The organism is Pseudomonadota bacterium (genome assembly GCA_016719885.1).
Lineage (GTDB): Bacteria > Pseudomonadota > Gammaproteobacteria.
This window is the reverse complement of record JADJYF010000001.1, coordinates 416518-435950: the sequence shown is the minus strand read 5'-3', so window position 1 is coordinate 435950 and position 19433 is coordinate 416518. Positions and strand designations below refer to the sequence as shown.

Genomic DNA, 19433 nt, shown 5'->3' with positions numbered 1-19433 from the left:
GGACCACGGCAGCGGCATGTTAGCAAACGGTCGCGCGCCCGCCATCCACTTGACGCGATGCCCGTCGGGCGTCGCCGCTCGTCGTCGAGGGCAAAGACCGGGGCAAAAAAAACGGAGGGCAGTGCCCTCCGTTTTCAATCTCGTGCCCACGGCGCGGCCGCGATGGCCGCGCGGGGGCTGGCGAAACAACTTAGAACTGGTACTTCAGCTCGAAGAAGATTTCGTCGTAGTTGCGCACGGCGCCCAGACCCTGGTGAGCAACACCCAGGTTCGAGATCACGTACGGGTTGACGGTGTTATCCGAGCCCGGGGTCACGAAAGTCGTGAACGGACCGGTGTCGTGGTTGGTATTGCCGGTGCCACCCCAGATGGTGTGGAAGCCACCCTTGATCGACCAATGGTTGTCCATCAGCCACTCGAGGTTCAAACCAGCGACGTGCGAGTTGCTCGCTTCTTCCCAGACGTAGAAACCCACCGGCTTCAGGCGATCACGCATGTAGTTGCCGATGAAGAAGAACGTCGTGATGAAGTTGTGCTCGTCGTTCAGGAAGCCGGTGTGCTTGTCACCTTCGTGATCAAGATACCAGGTGTCGAACATCTGCAAGGACAGGAAGAAAGTGCGGTCCTTGTTGAGCCACTTCAGGAAGGTCGGACGGTCGATACCAATGGACCACCGCATGACGTCGCTGGTATCGCGCCAGTCGACCGCACGGGTGTTCATCACCAGTTCGTCCAGCGTCCACGACGACTCCACGCGCCACACCGTGCCGGTGTACTGCTCGAAGTAGTCGAAGGACAGGCCGAGGGTATGGGCCTGCTTGTATTCAGCAGACGCCTGACCACCCAGCACCGGGCCGAGGCCGTTGACGTTGTTGGTGTTCTTGTTGATGGCAGCCGCCAGCGACGGGGCGGTAGCAGCCCACAGCGCCGAGTAGTTCTTGGTGCTGGCAGCGTGACGCGCGGCATCGCGATAGGCTTTGACCGGGCTCTGCATCAGGGCACGGGCCGCCTGCTGCGGGGTCTGCGACACGATCGGCACCGCACCACCCAGGGCACCCGGGTTGGTGGTAGCGCTGAACGCGCCCAGACGCGCGGCATGGACCAGCGAGCTCGGCTTGTCGCCACCGGCCAGGCTGTTGGCCGAGAACAGGCCGTTGGCAACAGCCGTGGCCTGGTCACGACGCGCGAGCGTCAGGTCGGCGACCGTCAGGTTGTTGGCCGAAGCCACGCCACCCGGGGTCAGAGCCGCAATCGTGTGCACGGTGTGGAAACGGAACACCGGAGCGTCGTTCCAGCCATACCAGTGAGACAGTGCCACGCGCCAGTCAGACAGGCGGAATTCCCAACGCCAGCCAGCTTCCGTGTTACCAATCTGGTAGCCCGGCATGTGGTAGCCGTCCATACCGGCGGACGCACCGAAGCCCGAAGCCTTACGCGGATCCTGCGGGCCCAGGGCGCCGCAAACGTCCACGGCCTTCATGAAGCCCGGGTTGTTGATGACGGTGGCCGCATTCACGCAGGGTTCCGGCGTGAAGAAGGTGTTGAAGATCGCGAAGGTGCTGATGTCCTTCGAGAACGGGTGCGCCCAGAAGTGCGACGGGTTGCCGAGGCCTACGCCCTGGAAACGGTCGAAGTTCCACACCACCTGCACGGCGTTGTCGGTCAACGGACCCAGCGAGCCGAACTTCCACTGCGCGGAAGCCATCCACTGCGGAATGCGGATGTCTTCGAAGGAATCGAAGAAGAAGTGCTGGCCGAAGTCGACCGGGTTGATGACGTCCTGCAGACGGAAGAAGTCCGTCTTGCCCCACACGATCTGCTGCTTGCCGACGCGGAACCAGAAGTCGCCGGCGACGGCGTCAGCATACAGTTCGCGGAAGGGGTACAGGCGACCGTTGGAGTCGGTGTTGTTGAGCGCTACGTCCAGGTTGCTCAGATTGAGGTCCGGGCAATGACGGCAGTCGAGGTCGAGATTGGAACCCTTCTGCACGACGAACGGGAAACCGCCGCCGGGCGCGTTCACACCGCCGCCGCCGAACGGCGTGGTGCCGGTGAACTTGATGCGCTGGTGCTTGTTCAGCGGGCTGCGCGAGAAATCGACTTCGAAGTTCTTCTCGAGCCATTCCGGGTTCTCGAAGCCCATCGCCACGATCTTGCCGATACCGCCGGTCTGGAACGAGCCGGGGCCGAAGAACGCGTCGAAACCACCGAAAGCCAAGCCTTCGTTCTGGTAGTTGAACTTCGACCTGTCGACCAGCGACGGGCTGGTCGAGCCTTCGCCGATGTGGTTGCCGGTGATGTCGCCCATGTCCTGGGCAATGTCATATTCCGGACGAATGATGCCGAAGAAACTCAGCTTGTCGAAAACACCCACGTTTTCGTAGTTGACTGAGGCCTCTACCTGGAGTCGCTGTATCCACTGACCGAGATACGCGTCGCCCGAACCCACGTGGGCGCGCACGGTACTCGTCAGGGAGCCTTCGACTTCCACCTCGCCGCCCATGGCGTCGAAGGTGACCACGGCATGCGCGTGCGAGGCGCCAAGCGCCAGCGCGGCAGCCAAGGCTGTTCGAAACACGCCTTTCGGTTGCTTCATGGATTTATCTCCCATGTCTTCCCCATTTAACAAAGCCGCGAACTTCATTGCTGTCGTTCACGGCCATTCGCAATTCCTGTCGGTGATTGTCAGCGGCGAGCCAGAGCATCCCTGCCCGCCTTGCTGCGCTCACGGGCGTCCAGCCCATTTCACCGCGCTTCGCCATCGTGAATCGTTTCGAAGCGCCACGCGGCGACCACTTGTTGCATGGCCGCCGTGTCTATAACGGCCGCGCGACGTAATTCCGCAACGACAATAACCTAAGCCTCGCGAATTCTGCCACGAGTGTGGTGAAAGATAAACACTAATGGCGTTGGAAATTAACCACAAAGCGAGGGATGCCGCAGGCGCCAGCCCACGGCGCGCGGTCGGGCGTCGGCGCTGCCCGAGAAGGGTCCGGCATGATGGCCGGGTGTCCCATATCAGGACATGGGCCGACCGTATCCTGCCTCCCCATAAGGCGGGGTCGCCCGCTCCGCCTTGGCGCTAGTCCGCCCACCGCCCTACATCAATATGCCGGCCTGGGTCGACGTCCTGGCGCCACGGCGTCACGGGCTCGGCGCGGGGACGGAGCCAGGCCAGCCTTGGCATCGCCTTGCACGCGGTGCGCGCTTCGTAGCAGAGTGACGCCCCGGAACGAACCACCCTGGATCACTACATGAGCGACAACACGATTACCCCCGACACATTCCGACGGGCCAGCGGCCTGTGGGCCACCGGCGTGTCCATCGTCACCACGGTCGACGGCGCGGGCAAGCCTTACGGACTGACCATGAACGCCGTGACTTCGCTGTCATTGAATCCGCCCATGTTCATCGTGTGCGTCGACAACAACTCCGACACCCTGGCGCCGATGCGCGACTCCAAGGTGTTCTGCATCAACGTTCTGGCCAGTACGCAGCAGGACTTGTCCAACCGCTTTGCCAAGAAGGGCGATGAGAAATTCAACGGCGTCGCCCACGCGGCCGGCGCCACCGGCGCCCCGCTGCTCGAGGGCGCATTGCTCGCCATCGAGTGCTCGGTGAGTGACATCGTCGCCGGTGGTGACCATCAGATCATGCTCGGACAGGTCCAACGTATCGTCACCAACGACAGCCCCGGCATCGAGCCGCTGCTGTATTTCGGCGGTCGTTACGCGGCGCTAACGAAGGCCGGTTGATCAAAGCGCGCGGCTTGTATGCCAGTAGTCGTATTGGTATTTTAGCGAGCCTCCGCTGGGGACGGGGAGCGGAAGTTCGAAACGCGCGATGCCCGTGGCATGGGCCGCCGCTGCACGAGCGGCGCACCCGGACAATTTCCACCAAATAACGAAATGGGATACCTAATGAGCGCACTTCAATTGCGATCGCTGGCGGGCTTGTTCCTGCTCTTCGCGGTGAGCGGTACCAGCCTGGCCCAGGATGACAACGGCGCCGGCACCGAGGGCACCAAGCGTGTGCCGTTGAAAACCGACTTGCTGGATGGCGCCTACCTGCCGGGACTGAAGTCCGTGGTCGTGACCGGGCACCACGGCGTGGTCGGTCAACTGAAGGTTGGTGACGACGCGGCCAAGCTGGAACTGCTGGCCAAGCACCCCGAAGAAGATTTCACCTGCCTCGATGCGATTTCCGAGTCGATGGTGCTGATCGGCAGCGCCACCGGCAAGGTCTACAGCTACGACGGCACGACCATGACCGAACTGGCGGCGCTGTCGGAATTCAACGAGCCGGTGCTGGACATCGCCCACGAAGGCAACAACATCTGGGTGGTCGGCGCGCGCGGTCTCATTGCCCACAGCACCGACGGCAAGAAGTTCGACAGCGTTGAAGTGAAGGACATCACCCAGCCGCTGGCTACCTTCCCCGACAGCAAGCCGGCCGACTACTACATGGGTGTCAGCAACATCAGCGCCGACACCGTGCAGTTCACCGCCACGGTCAATGGCAAGCCGGCGGTCGCCGACACCGACTACACGCTCTATCCCGATGAAGGTTTCGTGCAGGTCGCCAACCAGCTTGATGCCAATCCGGCGCCGACCATCACCTTCAAGTTCAACCCCGGTCCGCCCTTCCGTATCGGCGACGTGTCGTGGAACGTGGTGCTGGTCGCCAATGGCAAGGTCACCATCGGCGGCGAGTTCGGCATGGTTCTGCAATCCGAAGACAATGGCGCGAGCTGGGTTCGTCGCGATACCCGCATCGTGCCGCACGAACCGGAACCGGCCTACTGGCTGGGCGGCACCACCAGCGGCGACCAAATCTGGCTGGCCGGCGCGGCCGGTATCAGCGAAGTCAGCCACGACGGCGGCGTGACCTGGACCAACAACCCGGCGCCAGGCCGCGAAGGTATTTTCGGCATCACCCTGCTGCCCGACGGCAAGCCGCTCATTGCCGGCGCCGTGGGCCTCATCGGCGTGCTGGACGGCCAGACCTGGAAGCTGGCGGACCGTACCCAGCTGCACCTGCTGTCGTGGCTGAAGACGCCGGTTGCCATGCCCGATGGCAGCATCCTGGTGCTCGGCGGTCGTGCTACCGCGATCCGCTACAAGGACGGCGCCTGGACGCGGGTGCCGGTCGAGCTGTAAAGCCAGCGCGATTCGTGACCATGAAAACGGCGGTCCTTGACCGCCGTTTTTTTTGGCGCGCGATATCGCTACGCTCAGCGCCCGGAGGCCAGACGCACCACCTCCGCCTGTCGAAAGCAATCGTGCGAATGGTCGTTGACCAGGCCCGTGGCCTGCATGAAGGCATACATGATGGTCGAGCCGACGAACTTGAAACCGCGCTGCTTCAACGCCGCGCTCAGGCGGTCCGACTCGGGGCTGGTGGCGCGATAGTCCGCGCGGCTGCGCGGCGCATTGACCTGCGGCCTGCCGTCGACGAACGACCACAGATACGCGTCCACGCTGCCGAATTCTTCCTGCAGCGCGAGACACGCGCGCGCGTTGCCAAGCGCTGATTCGAGCTTCTGGCGATTGCGCACCAGTCCGGCATCGGCCATCAGCGCTTCGACCTTGGCCGGCGTGAAGCGCGCCACCTTGGCTATCTCGAAATTCGCGAAGGCCTTGCGATAGGCCTCGCGTTTGCGCAACACGGTGTACCAGCTCAAGCCGGCCTGCGCGCCTTCCAAAGTGAGGTATTCGAACAACCGCCGATCATCGTGTATCGGCACACCCCACTCCTGGTCGTGATAGGCGACGTAGTCGGGCTTGTCCAGTTCCACCCACGGACAACGCGCTCGGCCGTCTTCGTGTAAAGCCTTGCTCTTGTCACTCGTGCCCATGCCCCGTCCCCGCGTTGTTTCCGCATTCCATGATAGCCACGCACGACTTCGCGCGCAGCCCGGGCCTTCAGTATCATGGCGCGGCCATTCGCCTCGGGAGGCCCCATGAAATACTACGATTTCGGACTCGCACCCAATCCACGTCGGGTGAACGTTTTCATCAATGAAAAAGGTCTCAAGATCGAGACCGTGGAAATCAACCTGCGCAGCGGCGAGCAGTTCAGCGCCGAGTTCCTCAAGGTCAATCCACTGGCGACCGTGCCCTGCCTCGCGCTCGACGACGGCAGCCTGTTGTCCGAAACCATGGCCATCTGTCGCTATCTCGAAGCGCTGCATCCGGCGCCTTGTTTGTTCGGCGCGACGCCGCTGGACATCGCGCGTATCGAACAGTGGAGCCGTCGCGCCGAGATGGAAGGCTTCCTGCCGGCGGCCGACGCCTTGCGCAACGGCGAACCGCGCTTTGCCAACCGTGCGGTGCCCGGTCCCAAGGACTATGCGCAGATCCCCGAACTCGCGGAGCGCGGCAAGTCGCGCTGCCTGGCGTTTTTCGAGGTGCTGGACAAACAGCTGGCGGGGCGCGAGTTCGTGGCCACCGATACTTTTTCGGCGGCGGACATCACTGCCTACATCACGGTGGAGTTCGCGGCGCGTGTCGGCGTGAAGCCCGCGGCTTCCATGACCAACCTCTTGCGCTGGGCCAAAGCGGTCGGTGAACGGCCGTCGGTGCGCGCCTTGCCGGCGCCGCCCTGAGGGAGGAAACAGATCCGCTGGATGCCCGCACGCCACGGGCATCCAGCGGCGAGCACTCAGATGAGTTCGATGGCGAGCGCGGTGGCTTCACCGCCACCGATGCACAGGCTGGCGATACCGCGCTTGCCGCCGGTGTCGCGCAGCGCGTTGACCAGGGTCACGACGATACGCGCGCCCGACGCGCCGACCGGGTGACCGAGGGCGCAGGCGCCACCACGGACATTGAGCTTGGCGTGCGGAATACCGACATCCTGCATGGCGGCCATCGCCACCACCGCGAACGCTTCGTTCACTTCGAATAGATCGACGTCATCGACGCTCCAGCCGATGCGGTCCATGAGCTTCTTGATCGCGAACACCGGTGCGGTGGTGAACCAGCCCGGCGCCTGCGCGTGGGTGGAATGACCGATGATGCGCGCCTGCGCCGCGCAGCCAAGTTCCTTGGCGCGTGATTCGGACATCAGGATCACGGCCGCCGCGCCATCGGAGATGGAACTGGAATTGGCGGCGGTCACGGTACCGTCCTTGGCAAAGGCCGGCTTCAGGTGCGGGATCTTGTCGAGCTGGGCCTTGCCCGGTTGCTCGTCGGTATCGATGACCACGTCGCCCTTGCGGCCGCTGAACGTGACCGGCTCGATCTCGTTCTTGAACAGGTTCTTGGCGATGGCGTTCTGCGCGCGCTTCAGCGATTCGATGGCATAGGCGTCCTGCGCCTCGCGCGTGAAGTTGTACTTGCGCGCGCAGTCCTCGGCGAAGGTGCCCATCAGGCGCCCGCGCTGGAAGGCGTCTTCGAGGCCGTCGAAGAACATGTGATCGAGCACTTCACCGTGGCCCAAGCGCATGCCGCCGCGGCCCTTGGGCAACAGGTAAGGTGCGTTGGTCATGCTTTCCATGCCGCCCGCCACCACCACGCCGGCGGACCCGGCCTGGATGGCGTCATGGCCTTGCATGATCGCTTTCATGCCCGAACCGCACATCTTGTTGACGGTGGTGCACGGCACGCTGTCCGGTATACCGGCGCCCAGCGACGCCTGGCGCGCCGGCGCCTGGCCGAGACCGGCCGGCAGCACGCATCCCATGATCGTCTCGTCGACGGATTCCGGCGCCAGGCCGGCGCGATTGAGCGCGCCACGGATCGCGGTCGAGCCCAGCACGGTGGCTTTCACATCGGCAAAATCACCCTGCATGCCGCCCATCGGGGTACGTGCAAGCCCGGTAATGACGGTCGCTTCACTCATCGAACTACTCCTCAAGATTGTGGCGCACGACAGGCCGGGCGCCGATTGTGATGCATGGATTTTACGCGACTTTGGCGCCTGCCAGGCAGGGCCGGATCAAGCCTTCGCTCACGCCGCCAGGCTTGTTTGCAATCGCGCCACGATCGCCTCGGCGATGGGAAAGGCCGAGGTCGCGGCCGGCGACGGCGCATTCAATACGTGCACGCTGCGCGCCGTGGTCTGGAACAGGAAGTCATGAATCATCTCGCCGTCGCGACTGACGGCCTGGGCGCGTATGCCGCAGGATTTCTCCGCCAGATCGGAAAGCACCAGCGACGGGCAATAGCGCCGCGCGGCACGCAGGTAGGCATGGCGGCTGGCGGCGTGCAGGATCTCGCTGACGCCGGCCCGCGCGAAACGTGACAGCAGGCGCCACGTGCCCGGAAAGCCGAGCGCCTGCCAGGCGTCGCGCCCCTGCCAGGCCCAGGCGCGATAGTCCTCACGCGCAAACGCCAGCATCGCGCTCGGACCGAGCGTGATACCGCCATCGGTGGTCAGGGTCAGGTGCACGCCGAGGAAAGGCAAGGCCGGGTCCGGCACCGGGTAGATAAGCGTCTTGACCAGGGACGAGCGCGCCGCGGGCATGCGGTAGTAGTCGCCGCGAAACGGCACTACCGCGAAGTCCACCGGCAGGGCCGCCAGTCGCGCCAGGCGGTCGGACTGCAGACCGCCGCATACCACCAGGTGTGCGGCGCGCCAGCTGCCGCGCGAGGCTTCGATCACGACTTCGTCACGCCGCTCGTCAATCACCAGCACCTCGGCGTGGAACTCGAGGTCCACGCCCTCGGCGACAAGTCGCGCGGCCAGCGCCTGGCACAGGCGCGGGTAGTCGGCGATGCCGGTCTCCTCCACGTACAAGGCGGCGAGGCCTCGCACTTCGGGCTCGCGCGCCGCGATGTCGGCCGCTTCCAGCCAACTGAGCGACAAGCCATTGTCCGCCGCACGGCTGGCCAAGGCGCGCAGTCGCTCGAGTTCGTCACGGTCGGTCGCGACGATCATTTTCCCGCAGCGCCGGTGCGGCACGTCGTGGGCAGCGCAGAACGCGTAGGTGGCCGCCAGCCCCGCGCGGCATAAACGCGCTTTGAGGCTGCCGGGCGCGTAGTACACACCCGCGTGAATGACGCCGCTGTTGTGGCCGCTCTGGTGGGCCGCGACACCCGCTTCCTTGTCGAGCACCGCGATGCGCGCATCGGGATACACGGCGCGCAGACGATGCGCGCAGGCGAGCCCGACGATGCCAGCGCCTATCACCACGAAATCGTAAGCGGCGCTCATCCGGCGTCCCGGACGGGCGCCAGCAGCTTGCCGGGATTCATGAGATTCAGCGGGTCCAGCGTATGCTTCAACTGGCGCATCAAGCTCAACGCCACCGGGTCGCCATAGCGTTGCAACATGTCACGCTTGAGCACGCCTACACCATGCTCGGCGCTGAAACTGCCGCGCATGGCATGCGCGAGATCGTGCAACACTTCGCTGATGGCATCGCCATGGCTTTGCTTGAAGCCCTCGGCGTCGGCCTCCGTCGGCGCCAGCACGTTGAAATGCACGTTGCCGTCGCCGACGTGACCATAGACCGACAGGCGCACGCCGGGCCAGCGCGCCAGCACCAGGCCGCGCGCCTTGCCAATGTAATCGGCGACGTCGGCCAAGGGCACCGACACATCGTGCTTCACCGAACCGCCCAGCCGCTTCTCCGCCGCCGGAATCGACTCGCGCAGGCGCCACAGCTGGCGGCGCTGGCTTTCATTCTGCGCCAGCACGACGTCATGGAGCAGGTCGCGCTCGTGGGCGGCGGCCAGTGTCCGTTCCAGCACTTCGTCGTGCTCGGAGCCAATCATTTCGACCAGCACGTGATGCTCGGCGCGCAACGGTGCGCGCAGCTCGGGTAGCGTGTCCGCCACCAGCGCCAGCGCCTCACCGCTCATGTATTCGAACGAGGTGACCGCGTCGCCACCAAGTTCGCGCAGCGCGCTCAACAGCGGCAGGGCCGCGGCCGGGGTATCGATGCTCACCCACGCGCAGTTGCGCGGCGCCGCCGGAAAGAGCTTCAGCACCGCGGTGGTGATGATGCCGAGCGTGCCCTCGGCGCCGATGAACAACTGCTTGAGATCGTAGCCGGTGTTGTCCTTGCGCAAGCTCGTCAAACGGTCGAGCACGCGCCCGTCCGGCAGCACCACCTCGAGCCCCAGCGCCAAGTCGCGCATGGTGCCGTATTTCAGCACCGCGAGACCGCCGGCATTGGTGGAGAGATTGCCGCCGAGCTGACAGCTGCCCTGCGAGCCCATCGCCAGCGGCAGCAAGCGCCCGTGCTGTTCGGCGGCGGCCTGCGCGGCGGCGAGTGTCACGCCGGCCTGGGCGGTCATGGTGTGCGCGTCGGCGTCGACCGCCAGCACGCGGTTCATACGTTCCAGGCTGAGCACCAGCTGCGTGCCGGACCGGTCGGCCGTCGCGCCGCCACAATAGCCGGTGTTACCCCCGTGCGGCACGATGGCGAGACGATGGGAAACGCAGCAGCGCACGACGCGCGCCACCTGCTCGGTATCGGCCGGTCGCACCACCGCCAGCGCGCGTCCATGAAACAGACCGCGCTCGTCGACTTCGTAACGCGCGCAGGCTTCGCCGCGCAGCACCTGGTCGGTCCCCACCAGGGTACCGAGCTCGTGCAGCGCGTCAGCGCTCATGACATGCGGGGAATCGGATCTCAGGCGGCGCGGGCTGCTTCGACCGCACTCTTGAAAGTGGCGCAACGCCGGAAGAAGTTTTCGGTGGTCTTGGGCATCGGCACGCGGGCAAAGGCTATCCATTCGATGAGACGCTTGCCTTCGCGGACCAGCTTGGTGCCTTGTTCGAGTATGGCGTGATTGTCTTCAGGCCCGCGGCGCTCGGGCTCGAAGTCCCACAGGTTGTCACCGGTGACGACGAAATCCGGCCACACCCTGAAAATCGCCGGGTCGGTCTTGATGGTTTCGCTTTCGAGCTTGGCCGCGCGCGAGTAGGCCGTGACCTTGGACGACAGGCCGGCGAACCCCGGCACCACGGCGAAGGTATCGAGCAGGCAGGCGCCGATGGCGTCGATGGCGGCCATGGTCTGCGCGATCTTGATATAGCGCGACTCGTAAAATTCGGCGACCGGCATGTAGAACACTTTCAGCGGCTCGCCCCACAACTCGTCAAGGCCTTCCTCACCGCTGTAGTGCTTGACCTGTTTGCCGAGATCGAACGCCTCCAGGAAACACGATTCGCACTCCAGCATCAACTCGTTCGACTGCGTGATTTCGATACCGCGTCGATTGAGTTCGAAAATCATGGTGAAGATATCGGAACCACGATTGAGCAAGGCGCCGGCCAGCATCGCGGCATTGACGCGCTTGTGATCGCGGTCGGTCTCGGTTTCGTATGCATGGCGCGCTTCGGCAAGGTTGTAGCCGGGCGTGTTGATGCCGGCTTCGGTGTGATGAAAAACGCGCTTGGTGAGTTGGTCGATGAGTTCGCGGCGGGCGGCGGCTTCGTCTTTCGGCACTTCGTAACGTCGTATCCAGTAGCCGTCGTAGAACACGCAGGATTTGCCGTCGATCTCGCGCACCATGCCGTTGCTGGGCGTGGAATCGGATGAGCTGGAACGGGTGCTGGATTGGGCGTCGGACATCAGCGAGGGCATGGGCATGCTTGAGTCGCTCTTGCGGTAGGGTCTGCGACCGGCCCAAGGAGCCAGCCGTCGTTGGGCGCGCATCATACTCGCTCCTTTTCAGGACCGGAACCGCCGCCAAATTTTTTTGCAGCCGGGCTTGACAAGCCCTGCGGCGCGGTTCAAAAGCGCGCACCGCAAGGTATTTCCGAGCGCCGCCGAGCGCCGGGCGCCGCGCCTCGATCGTAAACAAACGTGGCGCGAGGCGCCCGCCCGCCTTCGTTCAGAAACCTGCGGCCTGCGCTGGCGGCCGCCGCCAATGCGCGCGCGCCGCGGCCACCGCTTCGCGATAGGTCGCGATACTGCGCTCCTTGACCACGCCGTAGCCACGCACCTGCCGCGCGAGCGCCAGCAAGTCGACCGCCGCGGCAAGATTGCCCTTGTCGAGGTTGGCGCACACTTCATCGACCAAGCCTTCGTATTCGACTATCAGCTGTCGCTCCACACGCCTTTCGGCCAGATAGCCGAAAGGATCGAACGGCGTGCCACGCAGTCCACGCAGACCCGCCAGCATACGAAATACCGGCAGCATCCATGCACCGAAAGCACGCTTGCGCGGTCTGCCGGTCACCGGGTCACGTGCCGCCAAAAGTGGCGGGGCGAGGTGGAAGCGCACGCGGAACGCGCCTTCGAACTGCTCGTCGAGTCGCTTGATGAAATCGCCCGACGCGTAGAGCCGCGCGACTTCGTATTCATCCTTGTACGCCAGCAGATGAAAGTAGGATTCGGCCACCGCGCGCGTCAGCGCCTCGGAAGCTGGCATGACTTCGCGCTCGGCGCCCGCGACTTTATCCACCAGCGCGCGGTAGCGTTGGCCATAGGCGGCATTCTGGTAGTCGTTCAAATGGCGCTGCCGCCGTTCGAGAAATTCCGCGAGCGGCAGCGGCGCCGGCGGCTCGACCCGCGGCGCGCGCGCCGGCTCCTCGATGCGTGCGGGATCATGCGCAAGCAGCCTGCCCAGGCGGAATGCACGCACATTGAATTCCACTTTCACGTCGTTGATGGCGATGGCGCGCTCCACGGCCGCCGCGCTCATCGGAATGAGTCCACGTTGATAGGCGTAGCCCACCAGCATGAGATTGGCGCCGATGGCGTCGCCCAACCAACGCGTCGCCAGCGCATTCGCTTGCAGGCAATGCACACGATCGCGGCCGACGGCCTCGGCGATGCCGCGCACCATGGCGCCGCTGCCGAAATCAAGATCGCCGTTGCGCGTGAAGGCCGACACCACCGTCGCTTCGGTATCCACGATCACGTGACTGCGCTCCGGCGCCAGGCGTCGCATGCCGTCGCGGCTCGCGGCGGTGACGAGATCGGCGCCCAACACCAGGTCGGCGCCGCCATCGCTGATGCGCGTGGCGCGCAGGCAGGACGGATCGTCAGCCACCTGGATATGCGACATCACCGCGCCGTATTTCTGCGCGAGCCCGGTCTGGTCGAGCACGCGCAGGTGTCGCCCTTCGAGGTGGGCCGCCATGCCGAGAATATTGCCGATGGTCACCACGCCGGTGCCGCCCACGCCGGTCACGAGGATGTTGTAGCTGCCGCCTTCGCCATCGGCCGCCACGCGTTGCGGCTCGGGCACCATGAGATTGCCGATATCCGCGGCGCGGGTCGCGCGCAACTGTCCGCCCTCCACCGTCACGAAGCTCGGACACAGCCCATTGAGGCAGCTGAAATCCTTGTTGCAGGTGGACTGGTCGATGCGGCGCTTGCGCCCGAACTCGGTTTCCAGCGGCGCAACGGCCAGGCAGTTGGACTGCGTGCTGCAATCGCCGCAGCCTTCGCACACCATGTGGTTGATCACCACGCGCCGCTGCGGGTCCGGCATGCGTCCGCGTTTGCGTCGCCGTCGTTTCTCGGAGGCGCAGGTCTGTTCGTAGATGAGCAAGGACACGCCGGGCACTTCGCGCAACTCGCGCTGCACGGCATCGAGCTCGCCGCGATCGTTGACCGTCACACCCGGCGCCAGCGCGGCGCGGTCGGTATAACGGCTGACATCGTCGCTGACGATGGCGATGCGCTTCACGCCTTCGCCGTGCATCTGGTGCGTGATCATGGCGACCGATGCCTGGCCATCCACCGGTTGACCGCCGGTCATCGCCACCGCATCGTTGTAGAGCAGCTTGTAGGTGACGTTCACGCCGGCGATCACCGCCGCGCGGATGGCGAGCGAGCCGGAGTGCGTGTAGGTGCCGTCGCCGATGTTCACGAACACGTGGCGGGTGTCGGTGAACGGCGCCTGGCCCAACCAGCTCGCGCCTTCGCCGCCCATGTGCGTGAACGTCGCGGTGTCGCGATCCATCCACTGCGCCATGAAATGACAGCCGATGCCAGCCAGCGCCCGGCTGCCTGCCGGCACCTTGGTCGATGTGTTGTGCGGACAGCCCGCGCAGAAATGCGGAATGCGCTCCAGCACCGTGCTCGACCGCGCCAGTCGCGCCTCACGCTCGGCCATCCGCGCCAGCGCCGCGCCAACCTGTGGCAGGTCCGGCCATGTCGCCAGGCGCGTGCCCAGCAGGCGTGCGACCAGCGTGCCGCTCAACTCGTTGTAATCGGGCACCAGCGGCGCGCCCTGCTCGTCGAGCTTGCCTATCACGCGCGGACGTCGCGCCGCGACGCGATCATAGAGCGCCGACTTCAATTGCGGCTCGATCACGGCGCGCTTTTCTTCGATGACGAACACCAGCTCGGCGTCTTCGACGAATTCGCACAAGGCCGCCGTCGCCAACGGCCATACCGTCGCCACCTTGTATACCGCGATGCCGGCGGCGTGCGCCGCGCGTTCATCCAGGCCGAGTTCCGCCAGCGCCTGCATGACGTCGAGATAAGCCTTGCCGGCCGTGACGATGGCGAGGCGCTTGTGACGCGGTGCGATCACCGCGCGATCCAGGGAGGTGGCCGCCAGGCAGGCACGCAGCAATGGCAGGCGGTAGCGGTACAGACGCTCTTCCTGCGCCAGCGCGGTGTCGGGCCAGCGCATGTGCAGGCCGTCGGGCGGCAGCGCGATGCCCTCGGGCACGGCCAGCTCCCAGCGCCGCGGCGCCGCTTCGATGGAACTCGCGCAGTCGGTGGTTTCCGGCAGCAGCTTCATCACCACCCAGCTCGCCGTCAGGCGCGACAAGGCCCAGCCATACAGGCCGAATTCGACGATCTCCTCAATCTCGGCCGGGTACAGCACCGGCATGCTGAGATCGATGAAGCTCAACTCGGTGTGACAGGCTACGGTCGAGGACTTGGCGGCGTGGTCGTCACCCGCCAGCACCAACACCCCACCACGCGGCGCGGCGCCGGCATTGTTGGCGTGGCGCAGGGCATCGCCGCTGCGATCGACGCCGGGGGATTTGCCGTACCACAGCGCGAACACACCCTCGGCCCGCGCGCCGGGAAACAGCCCGAGCTGCTGCGTGCCCCAGATGGCGGTGGCGGCGATATCTTCATTGAGTCCCGGCTGGAAGTGGATGTCGGCGCGTTGCAGGAACGCGCTGGCGCGCCACAGCTGCTGGTCGAAACCGCCCAGCGGCGAACCGCGATAACCCGACACGTAACCGGCGGTGTGCCAGCCGCGCGCGCGATCCAGCGCGCGCTGTTGCAGCAGCATGCGTACCAGCGCCTGGGTGCCGCTCAGGTAGATGCGGCCGCTGTCGCGTTCGTACTTGTCGTCGAGGCCGACCTCGGCCAGGGCAGGATGGCTCACACGGATTCCTCGCGCGCGCTGATGGACGCGCTCACGCCGCGTCGTCCGGGAAGCGATAGGCGGCGAGCTGACGGCGCAGCTCGAGCTTGCTGATCTTGCCGGTCGCGGTGTGCGGCAGGGATTCGACTTCGAGCACGTCGTTGGGGATCCACCATTTCGCGACCTTGCCCTCGAACCAGGCGAGGACGTCGGCCTTGTCGAAGGGCTTGGCCGCCACCACCACCAGCAAGGGGCGCTCCTGCCATTTGCCATGCGCCATGCCGACCACCGCGCATTCGCGCACGGCGGGGTGGGACATGGCGACATTTTCCAGGTCCAGCGAACTGATCCATTCGCCGCCCGACTTGATCACGTCCTTGGCGCGGTCGGTAATCTTGACGTAGCCGTCGGCGTCGATGGTCGCAACGTCGCCGGTATCGAACCAGCCATCGGCGCCGTGCGCCTCGGAGCCACTTTCGAGCCGGTAGTAGGCGCTGCAGATCCACGGCCCGCGCACCTTGAGCGCACCAAAGCTCTCGCCGTCCCACGGCAGCTCGCGATTGTCGTCATCGGTGATCTTGATCTCGACGCCCGGCAGCGGCCGCCCCTGCTTGACGAGCTGCGCGGCCAGCGCTTCGCCGCCGAGCCCGGCATTGGCGGAAGTCGGCGTGTTGACCACGCCGACCGGGCTCATCTCGGTCATGCCCCAGCCGTGCAGTACCGCCACGCCATGCTGATCGCGGAATTCTTCGATCATGGCCAGCGGGCAGGCAGAGCCGCCGATCACGGTGCGATTGAGCGGCGCGACGCTGCGTCCGCTGCTGCGCAGGTAGTCGAGCAAGGGCAACCACACCGTCGGCACGCCGCCGGCGATGGTCACGCCCTCCTCGCTGATGAGGTCGACCAGCAGTTCCGGCGAGCTCAGGCGATGGCCGGGAAACACCAGCTTGGCGCCGACCATCATGCCGGCATAGGGATAGCCCCAGGCGTTTACATGGAACATGGGCACCACCGGCAGGATGGCATCGCGCGCCGACAGGTTGGCGCTGTCGGGCAAGGCCAGCGCATAGGTGTGCAGCACGGTGCTGCGATGGCTGTAGAGCACGCCCTTGGGGTGACCGGTGGTGCCCGAGGTGTAGCACAGGCTGCTGGCGCGCCGCTCGTCGAAGTCCGGCCACTCGCAGTGGTCCGACTCGTGCGCCAGCAGGGTTTCGTAGCAATGCAGGTTCGGCAGCGTGCAATGCGCCGGCATGTGCGCCTGGCCGGTCATCGCCACGTAGCCCTTCACGCGCGGGCACAGCGGCGCAATCTTCTCGAGGATGCCCGTGAAGGCGACGTCGAAGAAGATCCACTCATCATCGGCATGGTTGACGATGTAGCTCAGCTGTTCGGCAAACAGCCGCGGATTGATGGTGTGCAACACGCGCCCGCTGCAGCTCACGCCGAAATAGAGCTCGAGGTGGCGAAAATCATTCCACGCCACGGTCGCGATGCGCGCCTCTTCGCCGGCGCCGAGCCGCGCCAGCACGTTGCTGAGGCGCCGCGCGCGGGCCAGGCATTCGGCGAAGGTATAGCGGTGCCGCTCGTGATCGGCGGTGACCGACACCACCTCGCGCCGTCCGTGGTTGCGTTCGGCATGGCGCGCCAGGGAAGACAGCGTGAGCTGCCGGTCCATCATCAATCCAAGCATCGTGTTCTCCTGCGGGGCATACGCGAAATGCGTGAGCGCGTGGTCATTCTAGCGACTGTGGACGGACGCTTGCAGCGGCCGACGGGCGCCGCTGCCGGGCAGCCACGCCCCATGCTAGAGTCGCGGCGATGAAGACACTCAGCCTGACCTTGCCCCGCCCCGACGATTGGCACGTGCACCTGCGCGACGGCGACGTGCTCGCGGCCGTGCTGCCCGACACCGCGCGCCATTACGCCCGCGCCATCGTCATGCCGAACCTCAAGCCGCCGGTGACCACCGCCGCCGCCGCCGAAGCCTACCGCTCGCGCATTCGCGCGCTGCTCGCCGACGGCGACGAGTTCGAACCGCTCATGACCTGCTACCTGACCGACGTCACGGACGCCGACGATCTTGCCGCCGGCGCACGCGACGGCATATTCACCGCCGCCAAGCTCTACCCGGCCGGCGCCACCACCAATTCCGCCGCCGGCGTCACCGACATCACGCGCCTGGAGCGCGTGTTCGAGACCATGAGCGCGCTCGGTCTGCCCTTGCTCATTCACGGCGAAGTGGTGGACCGCGCGGTCGATGTATTCGACAGAGAATCGGTGTTCATCGAGCGCGTGCTGGCGCCGCTGCGCGCGCGCCACCCGGCCTTGAAGATCGTCTTCGAACACATCACCACCGCCGAGGCCGCGGCCTATGTCAGTGACGCGCCGCCCGCGCTGCTCGCCGCCACGGTCACGCCCCATCACCTGATGCTCAACCGCGGCGCAATGTTCGAGGGCGGCATACGGCCCCACCTCTACTGCCTGCCGGTGATCAAGCGCGAGACCCACCGCCAGGCGCTGGTGCAAGCGGTGTGCGGCGGCGACCCGCATTTTTTTCTCGGCACCGATTCGGCGCCGCACGTGATCCACACCAAGGAAAACGAATGCGGCTGCGCCGGCATCTACAACGCGCCGGTGGCCCTCGCCGGCTACGCGGAGGTGTTCGCCGAACACGACGCGCTGGCCCACTTCGAGGCATTCGCCTCGCGCAATGGCCCGGCCTTCTATGGCCTGCCGGTCAATAGCACGCGCATCACGCTCAGCCGCGATACCAACCAGGCGCCGCCGCGGCGCTGCGTCACCGAGCTCGGCGACATCGCGGTGTTCGAGGCGCCGGGCACCGCGCAGTGGCGCGTCAGCCGCGTGTCATGAGCAACACGCCTGCCTGGCTCGCCTACGACCGCGCGCACGTCTGGCATCCCTACAGCACGCTGATTGATCCGCCGCCGGTGTTCCCGGTGGTGGGCGCGCAAGGCTGCCGACTGCAACTGGCCGACGGCCGCGAACTCATCGATGGCATGGCTTCGTGGTGGTCGGCCATTCATGGCTATCGCCACCCGACGCTGGACGCCGCGGTGCAGGGTCAGCTCGAGCGCATGGCCCACGTCATGTTCGGCGGCCTGGCCCACGAGGGCGCGGCGGAGCTCGCCCGCACGCTGGTCGACATCACGCCGGCCGGTCTCGAGCACGTGTTTTTTTCCGACTCCGGCTCGGTGGCGGTGGAAGTCGCGATCAAGATGGCGCTGCAATACCGCGCCGCGCGCCGCGAGCCCGCGCGCCAGAAACTCTTGACGGTGCGCGGCGGCTACCACGGCGACACCTTCGGCGCGATGGCGGTCTGCGATCCGGTCACCGGCATGCACAGCCTGTTCAACACCGTGCTGCCCGAACACATCTTCGCGCCGCGTCCGGACATCGCCTTCCATGAACCATGGCAGGACCAGGCGCTGACCGATCTGCGCGAACTCGCCGAGTTCCATGCCGACAGCCTCGCCGCCATCATTCTCGAACCTGTCGTGCAGGGCGCCGGCGGCATGTGGTTCTACCATCCGTCCTACCTGGCCGGCGTGCGCCAGATCTGCGACGAATTCGGCCTGCTGCTCATCGCCGATGAAATCGCCACCGGCTTCGGTCGCACCGGTCGCCTGTTCGCCTGCGAGCATGCCGACGTCACGCCCGACATCCTGTGTCTCGGCAAGGCCTTGACCGGTGGCTACATGACGCTCGCCGCGACCCTGGTGTCGAGCGAAGTCGCGCATACCATCTGCAGCGCCGAACCGGGCGTGTTCATGCACGGTCCGACCTTCATGGCCAACGCGCTGGCCTGCGCCTGCGCGCGCGCCAGCGTGCAACTGGTGCTGGACAGTGACTGGTCGGGCAACGTGCATCGCATCGAGACTGCCCTCGCGCGCGGCCTGGAACCCTGTCGCACGCTGCGCCAGGTGGCGGACGTGCGCTGCCTCGGCGCCATCGGCGTCATCGAACTCGAGCGCCCCGTGGACATGCGCAGCATTCCCCACGCCTTCGTTCGCCGCGGCGTGTGGCTGCGGCCTTTCGGCAAGCTCGTGTACGTGATGCCGCCCTACATCATCAGCGATGAGGAACTCACGCAGCTGACCAGCGCCATGGTCGAAGTGGTGAGTGAACTACCGTGACCGAGCAGGACCTGCCATGGCCGGCCTTCGACGA

At 65.7% G+C, this 19433-nt stretch carries 13 protein-coding genes; 5 read left to right on the top strand and 8 right to left on the bottom strand.

Features of this window, described 5'->3' with window-relative positions; genetic code table 11:
- Nucleotides 1-190: 190 nt before the first annotated feature.
- A complete protein-coding gene (locus IPM80_01990) occupies nt 191-2596 on the bottom strand; it encodes a hypothetical protein (GenBank protein ID MBK8957217.1) in 2406 nt (801 codons plus the stop codon).
- Between the two features lie 658 nt (nt 2597-3254).
- Between IPM80_01990 and IPM80_01985 the strand changes: the two genes are divergently transcribed.
- Nucleotides 3255-3755, top strand: a complete 501-nt coding sequence (locus tag IPM80_01985; GenBank protein MBK8957216.1) for a flavin reductase family protein — start codon at nt 3255-3257, stop codon at nt 3753-3755.
- Nucleotides 3756-3920: 165 nt separating this feature from the next.
- A complete protein-coding gene (locus IPM80_01980; GenBank protein ID MBK8957215.1) occupies nt 3921-5159 on the top strand; it encodes a hypothetical protein in 1239 nt (412 codons plus the stop codon).
- A gap of 74 nt (nt 5160-5233) precedes the next feature.
- On the opposite strand, the gene IPM80_01975 is transcribed toward IPM80_01980, so the two are convergent.
- A complete protein-coding gene (locus IPM80_01975; protein MBK8957214.1) occupies nt 5234-5857 on the bottom strand; it encodes a DNA-3-methyladenine glycosylase I in 624 nt (207 codons plus the stop codon).
- Nucleotides 5858-5962: 105 nt separating this feature from the next.
- On the opposite strand from IPM80_01975, the gene IPM80_01970 reads away from it, so the two are divergent.
- On the top strand, nt 5963-6607 hold the full coding sequence (locus IPM80_01970) for a glutathione S-transferase (protein ID MBK8957213.1): 645 nt from the start codon (nt 5963-5965) through the stop codon (nt 6605-6607).
- 56 nt (nt 6608-6663) lie between these two features.
- Here IPM80_01970 and IPM80_01965 read toward each other — a convergent pair whose 3' ends face one another.
- From IPM80_01965 to IPM80_01940, 6 genes are all read right to left on the bottom strand, one after another.
- Nucleotides 6664-7845: an acetyl-CoA C-acyltransferase gene (locus IPM80_01965; protein MBK8957212.1), complete on the bottom strand. Its 1182-nt coding sequence runs from the start codon at nt 7843-7845 to the stop codon at nt 6664-6666.
- 108 nt (nt 7846-7953) lie between these two features.
- The gene (gene lhgO / locus IPM80_01960; GenBank protein MBK8957211.1) at nt 7954-9159 is read right to left on the bottom strand and encodes an L-2-hydroxyglutarate oxidase; all 1206 of its coding nucleotides are present in this window, start codon (nt 9157-9159) and stop codon (nt 7954-7956) included.
- Complete coding sequence (locus IPM80_01955; protein MBK8957210.1) at nt 9156-10565, bottom strand: FAD-binding oxidoreductase; 1410 nt, start codon at nt 10563-10565, stop codon at nt 9156-9158. The genes lhgO and IPM80_01955 overlap by 4 nt, the downstream gene beginning before the upstream one ends.
- 20 nt (nt 10566-10585) lie before the next feature.
- The gene (locus IPM80_01950; protein ID MBK8957209.1) at nt 10586-11530 is read right to left on the bottom strand and encodes a hypothetical protein; all 945 of its coding nucleotides are present in this window, start codon (nt 11528-11530) and stop codon (nt 10586-10588) included.
- Nucleotides 11531-11792: 262 nt separating this feature from the next.
- The gene (locus IPM80_01945) at nt 11793-15251 is read right to left on the bottom strand and encodes an indolepyruvate ferredoxin oxidoreductase family protein (protein ID MBK8957208.1); all 3459 of its coding nucleotides are present in this window, start codon (nt 15249-15251) and stop codon (nt 11793-11795) included.
- 46 nt (nt 15252-15297) lie between these two features.
- The gene (locus tag IPM80_01940; protein ID MBK8957207.1) at nt 15298-16935 is read right to left on the bottom strand and encodes a long-chain-fatty-acid--CoA ligase; all 1638 of its coding nucleotides are present in this window, start codon (nt 16933-16935) and stop codon (nt 15298-15300) included.
- 128 nt (nt 16936-17063) lie between these two features.
- Here IPM80_01940 and pyrC point away from each other — a divergent pair, with 128 nt between their 5' ends.
- Entirely contained in the window at nt 17064-18116 is a 1053-nt protein-coding gene (gene pyrC / locus IPM80_01935; protein ID MBK8957206.1) for a dihydroorotase, read from the top strand.
- A complete protein-coding gene (bioA, locus tag IPM80_01930) occupies nt 18113-19399 on the top strand; it encodes an adenosylmethionine--8-amino-7-oxononanoate transaminase (GenBank protein ID MBK8957205.1) in 1287 nt (428 codons plus the stop codon). Before pyrC ends, bioA begins: the two co-directional genes overlap by 4 nt.
- The last annotated feature ends 34 nt before the right edge of the window (nt 19400-19433 follow it).